At 67.6% G+C, this 19,420-nt stretch carries 9 protein-coding genes and 1 tRNA gene; 1 reads left to right on the forward strand and 9 read right to left on the reverse strand.

The genetic code is table 11. From position 1 onward, the window contains the following. Window positions 1-124 precede the first annotated feature (124 nt). Together ettA and WMF39_RS06085 are read right to left on the reverse strand one after the other, a co-directional pair. Window positions 125-1,798 (reverse strand): energy-dependent translational throttle protein EttA, encoded by a 1,674-nt coding sequence (ettA, locus tag WMF39_RS06080; RefSeq protein ID WP_437744598.1) that lies wholly within the window; start codon window positions 1,796-1,798, stop codon window positions 125-127. Window positions 1,799-1,978: 180 nt separating this feature from the next. Next, window positions 1,979-3,619, reverse strand: coding sequence for a lipopolysaccharide biosynthesis protein (locus WMF39_RS06085; RefSeq protein ID WP_437744599.1), 1,641 nt, complete (start codon window positions 3,617-3,619; stop codon window positions 1,979-1,981). 87 nt (window positions 3,620-3,706) lie between these two features. Here WMF39_RS06085 and WMF39_RS06090 point away from each other — a divergent pair. After that, window positions 3,707-3,782: transfer RNA gene (locus WMF39_RS06090), tRNA-Asn, on the forward strand. Window positions 3,783-4,116: 334 nt separating this feature from the next. Here WMF39_RS06090 and brxL read toward each other — a convergent pair. From brxL to brxC, 7 genes are read right to left on the reverse strand one after another with little or no spacing between them, the layout of a single operon-like run. Further along, the gene (brxL, locus tag WMF39_RS06095; RefSeq protein ID WP_437744600.1) at window positions 4,117-6,159 is read right to left on the reverse strand and encodes a protease Lon-related BREX system protein BrxL; all 2,043 of its coding nucleotides are present in this window, start codon (window positions 6,157-6,159) and stop codon (window positions 4,117-4,119) included. 3 nt (window positions 6,160-6,162) lie between these two features. Next, complete coding sequence (locus WMF39_RS06100; RefSeq protein WP_437744601.1) at window positions 6,163-8,715, reverse strand: PglZ domain-containing protein; 2,553 nt, start codon at window positions 8,713-8,715, stop codon at window positions 6,163-6,165. Then, a complete protein-coding gene (locus WMF39_RS06105) occupies window positions 8,715-9,284 on the reverse strand; it encodes a hypothetical protein (protein WP_437744602.1) in 570 nt (189 codons plus the stop codon). Before WMF39_RS06105 ends, WMF39_RS06100 begins: the two co-directional genes overlap by 1 nt. Further along, the gene (locus WMF39_RS06110) at window positions 9,281-10,597 is read right to left on the reverse strand and encodes an AAA family ATPase (protein ID WP_437744603.1); all 1,317 of its coding nucleotides are present in this window, start codon (window positions 10,595-10,597) and stop codon (window positions 9,281-9,283) included. Before WMF39_RS06110 ends, WMF39_RS06105 begins: the two co-directional genes overlap by 4 nt. Beyond that, a complete protein-coding gene (gene pglX / locus WMF39_RS06115) occupies window positions 10,590-14,447 on the reverse strand; it encodes a BREX-1 system adenine-specific DNA-methyltransferase PglX (protein ID WP_437744604.1) in 3,858 nt (1,285 codons plus the stop codon). The genes WMF39_RS06110 and pglX overlap by 8 nt, the downstream gene beginning before the upstream one ends. Continuing rightward, window positions 14,440-15,870 (reverse strand): ATP-binding protein, encoded by a 1,431-nt coding sequence (locus WMF39_RS06120; protein ID WP_437744605.1) that lies wholly within the window; start codon window positions 15,868-15,870, stop codon window positions 14,440-14,442. The genes pglX and WMF39_RS06120 overlap by 8 nt, the downstream gene beginning before the upstream one ends. Next, complete coding sequence (gene brxC, locus WMF39_RS06125) at window positions 15,867-19,415, reverse strand: BREX system P-loop protein BrxC (protein ID WP_437744606.1); 3,549 nt, start codon at window positions 19,413-19,415, stop codon at window positions 15,867-15,869. Before brxC ends, WMF39_RS06120 begins: the two co-directional genes overlap by 4 nt. Window positions 19,416-19,420 lie beyond the last annotated feature (5 nt).

Genomic DNA, 19,420 nt, shown 5'->3' on the forward strand with positions numbered 1-19,420 from the left:
ACGCTTACGTGGGCGGGGGGATCCTGTGACGGGAAAATGCCGGTGCGTGCGCGTCGCACCCGACCGGAAACGTGCTCCAGGGTGGAATGCCGCGGGGGCGCCGTGCGAGGCGCGCCGGGCCGGGTCAGCCCGCGGTGAGCTTGCGGTAGCGGAGCTTGCGGGGCTCGGCCGCGTCGGCGCCGAGGCGGCGCTTCAGGTCGGCCTCGTAGTCGGCGTAGTTGCCCTCGAACCAGACGACCTTGCTGTCGCCCTCGAAGGCGAGGATGTGGGTCGCGATCCGGTCGAGGAACCAGCGATCGTGGCTGATGACCACGGCGCAGCCGGCGAAGTTGAGCAGCGCCTCCTCGAGCGAGCGGAGCGTGTCGACGTCGAGGTCGTTGGTGGGCTCGTCGAGCAGGAGGACGTTGCCGCCGCGGCGGAGCAGCTTGGCGAGGTGGAGGCGGTTGCGCTCGCCGCCGGAGAGATCGCGGACCTTCTTCTGCTGGTCGCTGCCGGCGAAGTTGAAGCTGGCGACGTACGCGCGCGAGTTGACCTCGCGCTTGCCGACGAGGAGGCGGTCCTCGCCGCCGGAGATCTCCTGCCAGACGTTGTTGGTCGGGTTGAGCGCGTCGCGCGACTGGTCGACGTACGCGAGCTCCACGGTCTCGCCGAGCTTGAGCGCGCCGCCGTCGGGCTGCTCGAGGCCCATGATCATGCGGAAGAGCGTGGTCTTGCCGGCGCCGTTCGGCCCGATGATGCCGACGATGCCGCCGCGCGGGAGCGAGAAGCTGAGGTCGTCGATGAGGACGCGGTCGCCGAAGCCCTTGCGGAGGTGCTCGGCCTCGACGACCACGTTCCCGAGCCGCTGGCCGGCGGGGATGTGGATCTCGTTCTCCTCGACCTTCTTCGACCTGTCCTCGGCGAGCAGCGTCTCGTAGGCGGCGAGGCGGGCCTTGCTCTTGGCCTGGCGGGCGCGCGGGGCCAGGCGCACCCACTCGAGCTCGCGCTCCAGGGTGCGCTTGCGCGCGCTCTCCTGCTTCTGCTCCAGATCGAGGCGCTTCTTCTTCTGCTCGAGCCAGCCTGTGTAGTTGCCCTCGTACGGGATGCCGGCGCCGCGGTCGAGCTCGAGGATCCAGCCGGCGACGTTGTCGAGGAAGTACCGGTCGTGGGTGACCGCGACGACGGTGCCGGGGTAGTCGTGGAGGAAGCGCTCGAGCCACGCGACGCTCTCGGCGTCGAGGTGGTTGGTCGGCTCGTCGAGCAGCAGGATGTCCGGCTTCTCGAGGAGGAGCCGGCAGAGGGCGACGCGGCGGCGCTCGCCGCCGGAGAGCTTGGTGACGTCGGCGTCGGGCGGCGGCAGCCGGAGGGCGTCCATGGCGCGCTCGACGACGCGGTCGATCTCCCAGCCGTTCGCGGCCTCGATCTTGTCCTGGAGCGCGGCGTACTCCTCGAGCAGCGCCTCCATGTCGGGGGGCGACTCGCCGAGCTTCGCGCCGATCTCCTCGAAGCGCTGGACGAGGGAGCGGACGTCGTGGACCGCCATCTCGACGTGCTCCTGCACGGTCTTGCCGGCCTCGAGCTGCGGCTCCTGGGCGAGGTAGCCGATGCGGATGCCGTCGGCGGGCTTCGCTTCGCCGAGGTACTCCTTGTCGACGCCCGCCATGATGCGCAGCAGGGTGCTCTTGCCGGCGCCGTTCGAGCCGAGGACGCCGATCTTCGCGCCCGGGTAGAAGGAGAGCCACAGGCCCTTCAGCACCTCCTTGTTCGGGGGGTGCACCTTCCGGACATCCTGCATCGTGAAGATGAATTGAGGGGCCACGTCTTCGCCTGCCTGTGCGTGCCCGGCGCGCCGTGGGGCCCCGCTCGGCCTTCGAGCGGGCGCGGCGCTGGCCGGGCTGGGGGGAGAGGCCGTATGCGAGATCGCCGGCTGACGGTCAAGAGGGCGCGGAGGCGGCTGTAGGCGGGCGCGCAGGGCGCGCGCCGGGACGGACGGGCGGAGCTAGGCGCGTCGCGCGCCGCGCCCGAACGCCTGCTTGAGGGCGGCGAGGTCCTCGCGGCCGACCTCGCGCGTGGCGACGAGGACGGCGAGGTACACGAGGGCGACCAGGATCGCCTCGCCGAGCACGGCGATCTTGCCGAGCCACGGGAGCTGCGCGCCCACGGCGATCCCGGCGAGCAGCGCGGCGCCGACGCGGAGCGCCGTCCGGGCGGGGACGAAGCCGCCGGCGGCGCGGTGGAGCAGGGCGCCGCCGGCGACCGCGGCGGTGGCGAGCGCCAGCGAGGTGGCGACGGCGGAGCGCACAAGCATGTCGGGGCCGAACGCGGCGCGCGGGACGGCGATCGAGCACCCGGTGGCGACGAGGAAGACGGTGGCGGCCGTGAGGGCGGCGGCCACGCGCTCCCGGTGCAGGCTGGTGAGCGCGGCCGAGGCGACGCCGAGGACGGCGAACGCGCCCATGCCGAGGGAGAGCACGCGGAGCGTGTCGCCGCCGCGGCTCCAGATCTCGACCGGGAAGGCGAAGCGCAGGACGTGCGGGGCGAGGCCCGAGATCGGGGCGCAGAGGAGCCCGGTGAGCAGGAACGAGAGGCGGACGCCGGTCATGGCGTAGCGGCGGACCGCGGCGCGGTCGTGCTCGGCGTGCGCGCGGGCGAGCATCGGGAAGAGGATGAACGTGACCGAGAGGAGCAGCTGGTACGGCAGGAACGCGAAGAGCTGCGCGCCGCGGTAGACGCCGATGAGGTCGTCCGCAGCTTTCGCGCCGAGCGCGAGCCCGCTCGTGGCCTGCCCGAGGAAGCGGCGGAGGAGGAAGAAGTCGGTCTGGAGCAGGAGGTTCAGGAACGTCTGCGAGACGGCGAGCGGCAGGAGGAAGGCGGCGTGCTGGCGGATCGAGGGGCCGGCGCTGCCGGGGCGGCCGAGGCCGGTCCTGGTGAGCGCGAGCGGGACGATGACGGCGGCCGCGGCGACGAAGCCGGCGATCGCGCCGAGGACGCCGCTCTGGCCGGCGCGGAGGAAGAGCAGGGCGAAGGCGGCGATGCTCGCGGTGCGGAGCGCGCCGTAGCCGACGTCGAAGGCGGCCTGCGTGACGAAGCGCCGCTGGCCGTTGAGCGCGCCGACGAGCGGGGCGTAGAGGCCGTAGAGGAGCACGACGGCGGCGGCGAGCCGCAGCGGGCCGGCGACGTGCGGGGCCTCGGAGAAGTCGGCGATGGCGCCGGCGAGGAGCGCGAAGCCGGCGGAGACGACCGCGGCGAGGAGGGCGTGGAGGGCGAGCGTGCGGCGGAAGGCCGCGGCGACGTCCTCTTCCGCGACGCTGGAGACGGCGCGCGAGACGCCCTGGATGCCGGTCGCGACGATGACGTTGTTGACGACGCCCACGCCCGCGAGGACGACGGAGACCGCGCCGTAGCCGTCGGTGCCGAGCAGCCGCGGGAGGATGAGCTGCTGGACGAAGCCGAAGAGGATGAAGGAGACCTTGGCGCCGGCGATGGCGAGGCCGCCGCGGCCGGCGGAGCGGGCGGCGGAGGGGGAGGGGGCCGGGGCGTCCGGCGGCTGCGGCGGGAAGGGCACGGCGGCGCGCTGCACGGCGGCGTTGTCGCAGAAGCACGCCGGGCGGGCAATCTCGCGCGGAGCGGGCGAGCACACCGGGGCGTCACGTAAACTTCAGGGGCGGTGCGGATTCGCTTGACGGGAAGGCCTCGCTGACTATCCTCGCGCCCGTCTCCAACGCATTCCAGCTTAGCTCAGTTGGTAGAGCAGGCGGCTGTTAACCGCCGGGTCGCTGGTTCGAGTCCAGCAGCTGGAGCCATCTACGTGGGTCGCGGAAACGCGACCCCACAACTTTGAACAGCGGCCTCGAAGAGCGATCTCCGGGGCCGTCGTGTTTCCGCGACCTGCGGCGCGTCGGCGAGCACGACGCGCGCGTGGACAGCGTGCACTTCGCTGCGCTCCGTGGCTCGTACTGCACTCCGTCAGCTGCGCAGATCTCGTGCAGTACGAGCCGTGCAGAGAGCGCCGAGGGCGTTCTGGACGGCGCCCGGAATCTCTGTTCTGTCCTCCGGGGAGAGAGACGCCGAGTGCGTTCAACAGCGAAGCTCATTTTCCGGGACGGGACCGCTGACGTTGAGCTGGCCAGGGGCCCCTCATGTCAGGCCGAGGGCTTTTATCGCGGCCGTCTTCGGATCACCGAAGAAGATCGGGTCGACGTGCTCCATGATGTCGGCGCTGACGTCCAGGAAGTTTCGCTTGTTCTCGATCGGGATGAGGGCGCGCTTCGCGCCGTTGTCCTTGGCGACCTGCAGAGGCTCGGTGAGTGAGCGCAGGGGCTTGATGTTCCCCTGCACGCTCATGTCGCCGAGGATGAGGAGCGCGGGGCTGACGGGCGCCTTTCGCAGCGCGGAGTAGCAGGCAACGAAGAACGCCACACCGAGCTCGGCCTCGACGCGGTTCGCGAGCAGGTCGATCACCTCGACGTGGACGTCGGAGACGTCGAGGTCACGCGCGATGCCGAGCTCCGTCTTCTTCGCCTGCAAGAAGCTGAAGGCGCGCTGGACGGACTCCTTCATCGCACCGGCGACGCCGCCCGCGAGCTTCAGCTTGCCGGTGCCACTCGAGACGGAGACCTCGACGCGATAGAGGCCGACGGTGCCATCGGACGTGACACCCGCGCTGTAGACGGTCCCAGGGGCCAGCGGGTCGGTGGAGATGAGGTCGCGGCCGCCCTGCTCGGGCACGCCGACGAACTTCTCCTCGCCGGTCTCCGCCAGCGTGTAGCTGAAGGACGTGTGGTAGTATTCGAAGGAGCCCATCTTCTTGAGCTGCTCCTTCACACGCCGCCGTCCCTCGAGGGCGAGCTCGAGAACCTCGGCGAGCTCTTCCTGGGTGACCTCGCCGTGCGGGAAGAGGATCTTCATCACTCCCGAGACGGTCTTGCGCACCGCCTTCCGGTCGCGCGCGTTGAGGTGCGCGCCGAGCGAGAAATGGCGGTCGATGATCTCCGTGAAATTGTGTCTCCGCATCTCACGGAGCGCCTCGGCGAGGTAGTCGACGACGAACCCGTAGTGGTTCGTGAAGAGGTCGTTCCGCATCTTCGGGATCTCCCAGCCCGGGAGGTAGAAGTGCATGCGGTCGATGAACGCCATGTCGTCGCGGATGATGTCGGGCATCGGCGCGAACAGGTGCCCGGTCTGGACCATCACGTCGACGGGCTGGTTCGTGTTGCCGAACATCGCGATGCTCGCGTCGCCCGAGACCGCCTCCTGCCCGCGCTGGAAGGTGCCGGACTCGCAGTAGGTCTTCATCGTCGTGATGACCTCCTTCGGCATCTTCTGGAGGTCGGCGACCTCGTCGAACCCGACGACGTCCCAGATCTGCACCATGCCCTTCTGCCGCCCGCTCATGTGCCCGAAGAGGTTGGCGACCGTGGTGCCGCCGGTGAGCAGCGCCGAGTACGGCGAGACCTCCTGCACCACGTAGCTCTTGCCGGTGCCGCGCGGCCCGAGCTCGACGAGGTTGTAGTTGCGTTCGGCGAGCGGAACGAGCCGCAAGAGGAAGAGCATCTTCAGTCGTCGGGACATCTCGCCGGGCTCGTACCCCATGCTTCGCATGATGAGGTCGAGCCACTCGTCGGTCGTGAACTCGCTGCGGACGCGGCGGTACTCCTCGAGATCGAAGGTGGCGATCTGGATCGGCGTGAGCTTGTCGATCCAGAACGGGTTCTTGCCGCGTGTCTCCTCGTCGTACTCGAAGCGCATGTCGACCTGAGCCCAGACGCCGCCCATCACGAGGCGCTCGTAGTCGCGGACGTAGTGCTCCGGGACGTGCACGTTCCTGTGGCCGAAATTCGTGACCTCAGCCCAGTAGTCCGAGTCGACGAGGCGGACCTTCACCTTGTCGATGAAGGTGTGCCGGCCCCGATCCTTCACCGTCGCCTGCGCCTTCATCGACTCGTCTGATCGGATGTAGTTGTTGGCGAGGGTGTCGTTGACGACCTGGAGCCCCATCTGGATGGCCACCTCGTCGGAGGAGGCGCAGTACTTCCCGAGGAGGAACTCGAGCACGAAGACCGGCACGTTGGCGCCGACCTTCACCTTTCGGACGAGGTCCTTGCGCACCACCTTCCCGGCGAACAGGCGATTGACCTTGTCGTCGAGCGCATCTCGTGTCGGGGTTGCTCCGCTGCTCATGGCTTACACTCCAAGTCGAACCGGGATGTCGGTGGGCGAGCGGTAGAGCTCCGCGTCGGTCGTCGGGTCCTGGACCACCACGCGGAGCGACGCAGCGCTCTCGTCGCTGAGCAGGAACGCGACCGTGACGGGCTTGTTCGGCTCCAGCTTCACGCACCCAGTCGCACGATCGAACTGCGCGTCGATGGCCATCCCGACGGCGCCGACCTGTTTTCCCGCTGCCATCAGCAGCGGGCGAACCTGAATGCCTGTCGCTCCGAGCATGATCTGCTTTCCGCCGAAGGTGAACGCCACGCTGAAGATGCGGTTCGTGACCGCCTCCGGGAGCGCAGATGCCGTGATCGGACCCGCCGAGGGGCGTGCGGATTCTCGTACCTTCGTTCGAACCGTGAGCACCGGGATGACCAGTTCCTGGAGCGACGGACCCCCATGATGAAACGCGAGGTCGCCACCCGCTTTGAAGACGCCGCTCGAGGCAGGGAAGACGAGGTCGAGATCGGACGCGTATCCGAGCGACGACGCAGCCACGCGGACGCAACCAGGGGGCGTAGCGCCGCCGCGACCGATCCAGCAGCGCCGGTGCAGATCCACCGTATCGCCACCCGGGGCGTCCGTGCGCATCGACTCGTCGCGGTCGCTGGCGAAGAACAGGTGACCGTGGTCGGCGCTGATGACCGAGTGCTCGACGCCCGCGGCAGCGAGCTTGCGCATCGCGCGCGCCAGGTTGTCGATGACCGTATCCATCACCTGCCGCGCCTGGAAGGTGAAGCCGGTCTCGCCCGCGTGATCGATCTCCTGCGAGCGGACGACGACGACCTGCGCGCCGTCCAGCTTCTTCGCGAGCTTCGACGGCGGGAGGCTAAGGAGCTCGTCGAGCGCGAAGTCGACCACCTTCGGGACGCGTGCTGCCGCGAACTTCTTGCGGCTCGCGAGGTCGGGCAGAAAGGCATCGTCGATGCGGGCGCCGAGCTTCCCGTTCTGTTCGACGACCGCGAAGCTCGCGGATGCCCCGGGCATGAGCGCCGCCATGCCGATGGGCGTGATGCTCGGGAGTGCGCCGACGGCCGCGCGCACCGAGACCTCGGATGTCTTCGGCAGGCGCTCGGCGAGCTCGACGCCCATCTCGAAGCGCATCGCATCGACGAGGAAGTAGGCAACGGGCCTGGGCTTGTCGGAGACGACCTCGCTCCAGATGCGCGTCTGGTGGAGCGCGCCTGGCACGGTCCAGCCGGCCTTCACGAGCGCCTTGGTGAAGCCTTCCGCCATCGCGTGGCAGGCGTCCTCGTGGGCGCGGCGGACGACGCCGAGAGGCCGCTCCTCAGGCTCCTCGTCGAGGTTCGCGACCCACGCCTCGAGGCGACGCTGGGCCTGGTCGAGGCGGAACCAACCGTCCTTCGACACGTAGGCTTCCAGCCACGCGGCGGCGTCTCCCGAGGTCTTGTTGACGGCCCTTCGCACGTCCATCGCTGCGCTGCCGAGCTCGGCCATGCGTCGAGCGGCCTCCCACTGGGCCTTCCTGCTGACGTCTCGGTCGAGCCAGAAGCTGTGCTCTCGATCCGCGACGAGCGCGAGCGCCTCGCTGAACTTGCCGTTCGCGATGAGGTTGCCCGCGTGACGAAGCAGGGCGCGTTCCTCGAAGCGGAACGTGTCGATCGAGCCGAGCGCCCCGGGGGGCAGCTTGGCGTTCTTGAGCCCGAGCTCTTCCTCGACGCGGTCCGCGAGCGCGGCGTAGGCGTTGGCGTGGCCCGCGCGCAGGCGCCGCGCGATCTCCCGCACGGCCGACTCCTCGTCCTTCGTCGGCGGCTTCGCGATGCCGTCGAGCGACGCAGGGGCGTCACACGACAGGTCGAGCCGGAACTCTCCAGCGAGCACGTAGCGCAGCGTGATTGCGCGGAGCTTCGCCAGCGGGGAGTCAGTAGTGAGGTCGAGCCCGAGGCGTGCCTTCACGAGCTTGGTCAGCTCGCGGGTCGCCTCCTTGCCGGCGATCTCGGCGTCGCGCGCATCGCTCACGAGCCACGCCGTGAGCGGCCCGTCGTCGCCGCCGGCGTCGTGGAAGATGCTCTTGAGGATCGACGGCGGCTCCGCGCCGGAGTTGCCGGCGGCCGCGCGCGCAAGGTCGTTGTAGGTGACCTTGCGGTCGAAGGGCAGCATCTCGTCGACGACGCCGAGCGTGTACTTCTGGAGCAGGACGTTCTTGGCGAGCTGCTTCAGCTCCGGCTTCCACGTCCGCCCGGCCTTCTCCAGCTCCATCAGCACCGACGCCTTCGCGTCGTGCGCGAGGCCGGGGATGTAGATCACCACGGCGTCCGGCTTGTCGCCGCTGACGAGTCGCTCGACGACGGCGCGCAGCTCGAAGAGCGAGCCCGCATACTCGGCGAGGCTCGCCGTCGTACCAGCGACAGCGACCGGAACGGGCTCGCTCGCCGAACGAGGGCCGCCGCGCACCTCGTCGACGAAGGGCTGGAACTCGCGGCGCTCGTCGTACCAGACGACGACCCGACGGTCCTTGAGCTTACCGGCGAGCTGCTTCGCTACGTACTCGTGAAGAGGGTGCATCAGGCGGCCTCCTGCTTCTTGACGGCCGCCGCGATGAGCGGTGCCTTTCTTCTGAGCCCGATGAGGTCAAGCTCGCCTTCCTGGTACATGCGGTACCACTCACGACGTTGCCGGACGACGCGCTCGTCATGCCCGAGATGCAGGCGGTCGAGCACGAACTGCGCGCGTTCACGTTCCTCGGGTGGAACGTGGTCGGTGAGGACGAGCTGCATCGACGGCAACTGAACCGCGAACCACTCATTGGTGACCGCGAACGGATCGATGACCTGCGTCGACTTCAGCGACTGCTTGCTCGAGTTGATCCAGCCAGCGGAGAACCTGTAGTTCGTCCAGTCGTAGGACTTGCTCCTGTCCTCATCGATGCTGACGAAGTGGTCCACGGTACCGACCGGCTCGAACATCGCGCAATACGCGCACAGCGATCCGAATGCGTCGGCGAGCTGTGGGCGAAACTCGCGCCAGTGTGCCGGCGGGCGCCCGGTCGCGTTGGCCTCGAGCCACGCAGCTCCGGGCTCCTCGACGCGCTTCTCGAAGCCCTCCGGCTTGGGGCGTCGTTCAAAGCGAATCACGGGCGCCCTCCCGCCTTCTCGAACTTCACGACCCAGCGCGGCCAGAAGGGGTCATGCCCCGCAAGGACACGCGCGAGTTCGGCATGGATCGCTTCCTTCGTCGAGAGGTCCGGCGGAAGCGCATCGGTGTCCCCACGCATCCATGCCTCCGCAGCCTCGACAGCCTTCTCGGCTTCGATCGAGCGTGCCTGCTGAAGCCCGAAGCTCTCGGAGACGAGCCAGTTGATGACGTCCCCCTGCATTGCCCATGGCTTCTCGCGAAGGGTGACGACATGGTCTTCGATGTCGAGGACGAAGAGCTTGTCCTTCTCGACATCGAACAGCGGCTCCACCGACGCGAGCACCAGCGGCGAGTGCGTCGCGGCGATGAGCTGGACCGATGCCCCGGCATCGGCCGTCAGCGTCTGCACCACCTTGAGGAGCGCGGGCACGACGGCGCGCTGCCAGCGCGGGTGGAGGTGGGCCTCGATCTCGTCGAACAGCACCACGATGCGGGACGACGGCTGCTGCCCGAGCTGCTGCGACGCGATGAGGTGCTCGCGCCATGCCCACGAGAGCATGTAGGCGAGGGCGGCGATGCGGCGGACACCGAGCGATGCGTAGAGAATCGGAACGTCCTGCCCGTACGCCATGCGCACCGTGGGGATGTCGCGTGCGTCGTTGACCGACAGCCGCGCAAACGTGTCGCCGACCTGCAGACCGTCGTCGCCCGACGTCGGCGCGAGAGTCGCGAGCACGGCCGCCATGCGCTTCGCGTCGGCCTTGCCTTCGCGAATCCACGACGCCCAGTCGGCGACCAGTCCGTTGCTGACCTTCGTCGTCTTGCCGTCGACGAGCACCGGCAGACCGTCCCAGACCTGCTTCGAGCTGAAGACGTAGGCGGGCAGCCGCTCCTGCACGTCGATGTTGCCCCTCTTCTTCCAGTAGTTCCGCGCCGGGTCCCACACGGCGAAGCCGCCGTCGGCAAGCGCGTAGACGACGAGCCCTGGGTTCCACGGGCGTCCGGCCTTGCCGAGCCACGACTGATCTGCGGGCACGTAGGAACTCTCGTACTCGACACGGCCCGTCTTGCTCTCGACGGAGAACTTGATCGTGGCCTTCTGGCCAACGTCGGTGGGCCGCGCAACGTAGCCCGAGGTCAGGTTCTCGTTGAGGTCCTGCGGCCACTTCCGCGTGAGAGCCCACCATGCGACGTCGAGCAGGAAGCTCTTGCCGAGGCCGTTGTCGCCGGTGATGAGGTTGAGTCGGGGCGCGAGCTCCAATTTCATCTCGGGCGCGGGGCCGACGTTCTGGAGTTGGAGGGAATCAAGCATTGGCTTTGCCCTTCTTCGTCTTCTTGGCCGCGCCGCTGGCGACGGGCGCTTCGAGCAGGCTCTTCAGCGCGGACTTCACGGCAGGCGAGGTGCGCTCGCGGACAAGCTCGTCGGCGCTCCGCGTGGGCGTCTTGCGCGCGGTCCACTTGCCGTCGGTGCCCGCGATCCAGAACACGTCCTCGAGCCCATGGGCGATGGCGAGGCTGCGGTCCTTGGCGCACTTCGGGACCACGCGTTCGGGCCAGAGGTGCATCGCGAGGTGAGCCCAGTCGTACTTGCCTTCGCAGAGCGAGTCCCAGGTGGACTTCAGCTCCTTCTGCCAGGACTTGTTCTGAGGAACGAGCCGCCAGAGCGGGGCGAAGTTGAGGATGACGCCGTCGTCGAGGTTCGGGTTCCAGAGCGGCGCTATGCGCTTCACCTCGTCGAGGAAGGCGCGCAGCTCTTCGACGAAGGCTTCCTGCGCGGCGAGGGCCTTGCGTTGAGCGGCGGTTGCGCCGTCGCGTAGATCGCTGGTGATCGACTCGAGGCGCCGCTCCTCGTGCGCGAGCTTGGGCGCGGCATAGTCATTCTGGACGCGGAAGAGCGTGTCCCTGCTGAACGCGTGGATGTAGAGCCAGGCCGAGTAGCTTGCCGAGGGCGTCGCGAGCTGCCAGTAGATCGGCGCCTTACGACGGCTCTTCGAGTACATCTTGATGTGCAGCGGGAAGAACTCCTTGGCGAGCCAGCCACGGAGGTTCTCTGGCACATCGACGTGAACACGCTCGGCGACGGCCAGGACGCGCGCTACGAGGTCGTCGGCATGGCCTTCGTCGTCAACGCGGATGTCGGGGCGCTCGGCGGGCTCTTCGCCCTCGGGGTACATGCCGGGCGAGCGTGAAGGCAACGGGTCGAAGGGCTCGGGCACTGGCGGGATGGGGCGCTCGCCCGTCGCGAGGCGCGGGTCGAAGCGGCCGAAGGAGACGCCGAGCACCCACGAGATGCTTGGCGTTGCCCGCTCGCCAGTTGCGCAATAAGGTTCATCGTCTTCGGCCGGTTCCGTCCTCTCAACCGTGTCGGAGTTTGGCTCCTCGATGGCAAGGGCGATGTCACTCTGCGACAAGCTGTAGGCCGCCAAGCCGAGTGCATCAAGGCGCGAGCTAGTAGCAGCGAGAGTCGCATCGAGTTCTTGCCTGCGCTGCCTCCCGGTGTCGACCGCGACGAACTCGCGGGCCGTCTCTTGCATGCTCACCAGCCGTCGCGATGCTAGCCAACCGTCGCGCGCGAGCCGACCCAGCTCATCGTGAAGTGTGGACAGCTCTGGAATCGGGAGCTTCTGCAGTGCGCCAACAACGAACTCTGGAAAGCCAAACCTGCCCAGCAACGACTTAAAAAGAAAGTCGAAAGCACTGGAGGAAAGCAAACCCACAAGCGGCAGGAGCTGATCACTCGGAGCAAGCACCGCGTAGCCGCGAACGCTGAATATACAACCACTCGGCAATATCTGGGGACAGAACGCACTCGCGCGCAACGGCCACGTGATGCCCTCGCGGAAGTAGTAGTCTGAGTTGTGAAGCTCTGCGCGCCAGTGGTCGCCCCATCCGTGGCTCTCGCGATAGGCGCTGATGAAGGCTTTCAGTTCGTGGCCGTCGTAGGCCCAGTTGACCACTGAGCTTAGTTCTGAGTAGAAGGGAGTGCTCGGCCCGCCCTTCGCGAACGTGACCCACCGACACTTCTCCGTCTCGGTCGCGGCAGTTGCGACCGATCCTAGAGGCACCTCCCACCAGAGGCGCAGAAAACGAAAGTCATCCTTGGTCGAAGCACCGAGCCGCGCAAAGCGCTCCTCGGACTCGAAGGGCGGCAAAGCTCGGAAAAGCCGCCGGACCGACGTGGCGAGCCAGTATGAGAACGGCGCGCCCTCGACGGCTCGAAATTCTTGCAGGCTTAGGCAATGAATGTTCTGAGCTCCGCTGTTATCGCTACGCGCGACCGACGCAAGCAAGGCATCTCCTTTCGATGCCTCGCTTGTCAGGCGGATGAAGGTAGAGCAGGTCCCCTTGCCGATAGTGTAGGCCGCCGTTTCAACCATCGCGTCATCCAGGACGCCAATTCCAAGATCCGCAAGAATCATCTCTCGGCCGTGGGTGAGCAGGGTCTCTTCACGCCACTCCCGAAAGCTCTTCAGAAAGAAACCCGTTCTCGATGTGAGGGCGCCAATGCGTCCCTCCTCGTGAATGAGCTCGAGTGAGCGCTCGACGAACGCCGCGTAGACGTCGTTCTTCGTCCTCGGGTACGCCTTCTCAAAGTTCCTTTTCGCTCGCATGCTGCCCGCACCGAACGGTGGATTCATGAGCACGACATCAAACTTCGTTTCGGCGACGCAGAGGAGCGCCACGCCGTGCGCGGCATCGTCGGCGAAGAGGCGCCGCCGCATGTTCGTCGCGCTGGCATCCTCGCGTGCGAAGCGGTCGAGCGCCGCGCGGATGCGCTCCTCCGGCGGCGCGAAGAGGTCGCCGGTCTGCCCTCGCTTGCCCTGGCGTGCGACGAGTTGCTCCACGCGCTGGAGGAGCCCCAGGTCGCCCGCAAGGTTCAACGACTCTACGAGCGACGTGAACACGCGCCCGAGCTCAGCGTCGCCCAGCTTCGCAACGAACTCCTTGGCGATCTGTTCATCGGCGACGAGAGGCTCGGCCACTACGATGTTGGAGCGCCGAATCTGCGCGCGTTCGGCGCGCCCAATGCCAAAGTCGCGATAGGCCTTCTGCGCGCGCATCCACAGGGCGAGCTGGGCGATCTGCGCGCAGCGCGGGTCGATGTCGACGCCGTGGAGGTTGTGCGCGAGCACGAGCCGGGGGACGGCCTTCCGAAGCACGTCAAGGCTCGGGTAGTCCTCGGCCAGCGCCTTGCCCGTCGCCTCGCTGTTCGGGCTCTCCGGGTCGGCGTGGGCCTCCTCGTAGATCGCGAGCAGCAGGTCGAACGCGTACAGCAGGAAATGCCCGCTGCCGCACGCCGGGTCGAGCACGCGCAGGTCGCGCGGATCCTTCTTTGCGCGCGGTGCAAACCCCTCGCCGGGCCTCCTGACCATGTACTCGCACTTCTCGGCGAGCACCGTCTCGATGCCGCGCATCTCGTACCAGATGCGTCCGAGCGTGTTGTCAGTGAGGAACTGAACCACGTAGCGCGGCGTGAAGAACTGGTTGCGCACCGCCAGCTCACGGCTGTTGCGCGGCGCCTGGCTCTCCTCGCGCATCTTGCGGCGCTCGTCCTGGCCGTTGAAGAACTGGTACACCCACCCGATGGTCTCGTCCTCGCCCCACACGCGGCCGAGCTCGGCGGCGTTCAGGATCTCGAGGAGCTCCTCGAACGTCGCCCGCTTCGGCCAAAGCACGCTCGACGGATCTCGCCGATCGAAGAGGACCTTCACCTCGGTCGACAGCTCGTCGAAGAGCGACTCGATGTACAGCCGGTAGCCCGCGCTGTCCGGCAAGAGCGGCAGCCCCGGAGCCATGCCGCAAAACTCTCGATAGCCCGCCGACTGGTCGCCCTTGGTGATGCACTCCTGCACCAGCTCGCGCGCCTCGAGCATCTTCAGCGCCACAAAGCGGTTGAGCGCGGTGAACGCGGCGTCGCGCAGGTAGTCGCGCGCAGCCTCGGCGGTGCTCATCCCGGCGGCGCGCTTGTGCTCGATGGCCGCGACGATGCGCTCGCGCTGGAAAGCCTGACGTGCCGAGAGGTGCTTGCCCGCCTTGGCGGCCATCTCGCCGTCCTTCTGCACGTCGAAGTCGCCCTCGAGCTGCGCGGCGAAGTCCTCCTCGAGGAGCTTCCGCGCTCGCTGGGTGGCGCGTTCGATGGCGTTGCGTGTGTCCTTATCCACGACGCACCCCCTTCTTGCTGCTCTTCTGGGTCGCCTTCGTGCCCGTCTTCCCGGGCTTCGCCACAGGTTTCGACTTCGATGCGACCTTCTTTGCCTTCGGCTTGGTCTTCTTCGAAGCAGCGGGCTTCGCGGCTCCGCCTCTCGCCATGGTCTTCCCTCGCTTCGCCGACTCGAAGCGGGGATGGGCCCGCAGGATGCAAGTCACGGAGACGTCCGTGGCATCGAAGATGGGCGGGGGACAGCCCGTTGCATTCATCGTGCTGCGGATGGTCTGGATACCTTGTCCCTCCGCCTGGGCGAGCTGGAGGCGAGAGAGGAACCAGGCGAGCGCCTGGTTTCGCCAGCGGGGCGTGACGGAGCCCGTGCGGAGGTTCTCCAGCGTCACACCGACGGGAAGCGGCCCCGGTGAGACGAACTCGATGCGATCACGGTACGAGGTGAAGCGGCCAGGATCGACGAGCTCATAGTCTCGATGCGCGAGCGCGTTGACCATCGCCTCCTGGAGAGCTCGCCGTGGATACTTCTCCGCATTCGGCGCCTCGAGGTTGGTCTTGTCGAACAGCGTCACGGCTTCGGCGTCGAGGAGCTCCTGGAGGCGGCGCGCCTGATCGAGCAGCGTCCCGGGGATCTCGAAGCGACGAGCGACGGGATCGGTGCGATCGAGCCCAGGGTACGCGGAGAAGATCGAGAACGCGCCGGGGATGAAGCGCTGGGGTTCTCGTCCGAAGAGCAACACGGCGAAGTTCCTCGGACGCAGCACGCCGGAGAGCGGCTCGGCCACGCACAGCGACGGCACGAACGGCGACAGCTGGATCCCGTCGACCAGGTAGGGCTCGACACCACGGTCGAGCGTGAAGACCCCCATGCGCTGCAGCGCGTCCCTCAGCGTGAGCAGATCGATGTCGTTCACGGTCGCGGCGTTGCACGGCCTCCGATCCCAGGGCTCCAGTGCCCCCTTGCGAACGAGCAGGTCCTTGAGGAGCCCGTTCCGCGCCTCGATGGTGGAGCGGCTCACCCGCACGAAGTGCTTCGCCCCCTCGTTGTTTCGGCGAAACGTGTGCGCGGAGCCAGTAGCAGGTTGGAGGAAGACCAGGATCCGCTGCTGCGGATCGTCCGACTCGAGCTCCTCGACCAACGGCGCCAGGGGCGGAGAAACGCGATCCCTGCACCGCGTCAGGACGGTGTTCTCGACCTCCTTCAAGCGCGCCGCGGTGAGCCCCGTGCGAACGAGCCTGGGAAATCCGCTCTCGTCCTTCTCCTCCTTCGCACCGCATACCACGTAGCCGCCGCCCAGATTCTGGAGGTCGTTCGCGAAGGCAGAGAGCGTCTCGACGACGTCGTTGACGTCAGCGACGTTCTCTTTCCATTCCGTCTGCTCGCTCTCCCGTCTCGCGAGCTCCACGAGGTCGATGCGGGCCGTCACGAGAGCACCACCTTCTTGCCCGCCCCGATGAGGCGCGCACACTCATCGCGCAGGCCAGCCAGCGCAGCGTCGAGCTGCTCTTCCGTCTCGATGCCGGCGCCGAAGTAGGGCTGGACCTGCACGGAAGCCAGTCGCTCGCCCTCGACGGTCTCCTGCACCCGTCGGATCGCGCTCTTGAGCCGCGCTTCGCACGCATCGCGCTCCGATCGCAAGAGAGGGATCGGCGTCGTCCGCGGCAGCGGCTCCTTCCCCGCGAGCAGGGGCGCGGCTATCTCGCGTTGCGTGTCCTCCGGGATCTCGTGCCAGCCCGGCGTCTTCGTGAGACGCTCGAACGCCTTGCGGTAGGCGTCGACGCGGGCCTGCTGCGCGTCGTCGAAGCGGCGCGCGTACTGGAGCTCGATCGCGCGCGCGTGCTGCTCGATCGCGGGGAGCTCTCGATAGAAGGTCTCGCGCTTCAGCAGATCGTCGAGCTGTGCGGCCCGGGACTCCAGGTCGGGGCCAATGCCCGGCTCATCCTTCAGCACGGGCCATGCGATGGTCATCGCCGTGCGCGCGCGCTCGAGGTCGTGGAGGCGCGGCTCGCTGAGCGCCTGCTCGAGCTCGACAGCGCGTTTGATGGCGTCCTTCAGGCTCCGATGGGCGGCAGAGAACTCTTGAATCGCGGGACAGTCTCGTCGCGAGCGAATGCTGCGGATCGCATCGCTGGCCGTTTGCAGCACGGCCACACCGGGAAGAGCGCGTGAGCGCAACGTCACGAGCATGTCCTGGACGCGCTGCTCCTCACGGCTCAACGCATCGCGGATGATCGTCGCGACGACGCTCTCCTGCAGCTCCTTGGCTTCGAGCCCGAAGACATCCTTGGCGTGCTCGGCTCCTTGAAGGATCGTGGCAAAGTCGCATCCGCCCGAGCGGGGCCGAAACGACGCTTGCCGGAACAGGTTGTTGTTCGAGAACGTGTCGCGCGCCTCGACGCCCGTGACCGTGTCGATCGTCTGGCCCTTGCTTGTCGCCTCGATCTTGCCCGCGCGAAGCAGCGAGAGGACGAGCAGGCGCACGACCTCGAAGTCCCAGCCGAACGGCTCCTTCGCGAACTCGTCGGCGAGGTAGCGGCCGCTCGCGGTGTCGCCGTAGTTCGCGCGCTCCTCGATGCGGTCGAGGACTTCCTTGAGCGGGCCGCTCTCGGTGCGGAAGACGGTCTTGCCCTTCTCGTCGCGCAGGAGGCCGATGCCGCCGAACACGCTGGGCAGCCCCTGGAGGTTCTCGGCGGTGAACAGGGCGTCCGTTCCCTTCTTCACGTCCGTCGCCTTCGCGGCGGCTTCCTTGAAGCGATCGAAGACCTCCGGCAGCACCTGACCCAGCACCTCGGCGGCGGTCTTGCCGACGTCCACGGCGCGGTCGCCGGGGCTGCGGTCGTTGCCGCGGAAGTAGATGCGCCCCGAGAGGCACGCGGCGCGGAGGAGACGGCGTAGCTCGTCTCCGTGGCGCCGCAGGCGCACGCGCTCCTCGGCGATGAGCGCCGGGGTGTCCTCGCCCTTCGTCTCGCGCTCCTTCCGCGCGAGCATCTCCTTGCTCCGGAACAGCTCGACGGTCTCGCGGTCGATGGCGTCGGTCAGCGCGACGGCCCAGAAGACGTGCTTGCGCTCCTGCTGGCTGCGCGCACGCAGCTCTGCGGCGAGCGCGTCGAACTCCTTCCCGTCGTCGGCGAGGTGGACCTGGAACATCATGTCGCCGCTCGTCACCTCGCGGCCATGGATGGCGAGACCCGCCTTGAAGGTCTTGGTGTCGAACAGCGTGTGCGACGGCTGCGGTTGCCAGAACGCCGATAGCACCTCGGAGGTGAGGCGGTGCGCGTCGCCGGGCTTCGGGCTGATGCCGTTGCGCAGGCGCTCCCAATCGTCCTCGGCAGGCGTGGGAATGCGGTAGCCGTCGTCCCCGTGGCGAACCTTGTGTCCCGCCTCGAGCTCGCGGAGCGCCTCCTTCACCGACGCGAGCTGCGAGTCGCCGCCGACGCTCGGGTGGAGCGCGGCGGCGATGTTCTCGGCGCTCCGATGGACGCTCTTCACGTACTGAAGCAGGCAGATCACCCTCGCGACCGGCTGGGCGAGCGGGTGGTTCAGCTCCTTCGAAATGGCGGCGATCTTCGCGCGGACCTCGGAGCCGATGTTCCCTTCGACGAGGTCGTAGACCTGGTCGAGGCGGACGAGGTCGCCGAGCTGGCTGTCGGCCAGGTTCACGGCGGGGTTGATGAGGAGCTGCTGCGCGAGCTTGATGATGGTGCGGTTCGCGCCGCCGACGTGCTTGGTCGCGCCGCCTTGCGTGCGCAGGCCCGAGACGACCTGGATGATGAGGTCGATCTGGTAGGGCAGCAGCGGGTACAGGTCGATGAAGCTCTCGCGTGTCAGCTCGGGGAGCTTGATGTCGGCGGTGAGCCGCGTGTGCTCCGTGAGACGGCCACGGTGCTTGTCGAAGAGCTTTCCGAGGGCTGCCTGCGCTGCGGCGTTCTTCGAGAGCACGCGGCGGCTCGTGACCTCGGAGATGTCCGACGGCTCCAGGTGAACCTGGAGCGGGAAGCGGTCCATCAAGCGGGCAAGCTCGATCTTCTTGTCGTCGAGGCCCGAGACGAGCTCGCCGAGCTTCTCCTGGGACGTGACGACGACCCAGTGCTTGCCGCGCCCCTTCACGCCGAGGCTCTGCACGATGGCCTGGAGGTCGAGCATCTTCTGAACGTCACGGGCGACGAACTGGCCAACCTCGTCGACCACGAACATCAGCGAGAGCCCGGGCTTCCTGCGCTTCATCAGCTCGCCCGCGCGCTCCGCGAGCTTGCCCGGCGTGATGTCGGCCTTGTTCTTGACGGCCTTCACCCACGAGTCGGCGACCGGGTACGTGTCGGGGTCGAGGCTGTGCAGCACGCGGCTCGCCTCGGACAGCGCGAAGGCGACCTTGCCCTTCTCGGCGGCCCAGTCCTTCTTGAAGAGGCGCCTGTACTCCTCCTCGAAGCGCGCGAGCTGCCCCTTTTCCTCGAGGCCAATCTCGAGCTCCGAAAGGTCGAGATCCTTCGCGTAGCCGAGGCTCTGCAGGAAGAGCCCGTACATGATTTCGGTGAGCGTCTGATTGCCGCTGCGGATTCCTCGGTCCGTCGAGACGTCGAAGATGACGGCGTGGGTCGGGATCTTCTCGTTGATGGCCTTGAGCAGGACGTGGAGCTTCCTGTCGCCCGCGCGCTCGGCGAAGCGCTCTGCTGCCGACTCGCCCGCCACGATGCGGTTCGCCACGGAGATGCCTAGCATCTTCGCGAAGCTCGACTTACCGGAGCCGAAGAAACCCGAGACCCAGATGGCGATCCCCTCGTGCGGCTTGTTCGGCGTCTCGCGGTAGGCGTCGAAGATGCTGGTGTAGTGCGAGCGGATCGCGTCCGTGACGACGTACTCGTTGATCTCGTCGCGAATGATCTCTTCGTCGGTCTGGTCGACCTTGATGACTTCTTCGATGCGACGGTGGATGTCGTTGGCGAAGAGGGTCTTGATGGGCGTGGGCGTCGTCATCGTCG

Origin of the sequence: Sorangium sp. So ce1504, from assembly GCF_051521635.1 — a bacterium.
GTDB classification, from domain to species: domain Bacteria; phylum Myxococcota_A; class Polyangia; order Polyangiales; family Polyangiaceae; genus Sorangium; species Sorangium cellulosum_B.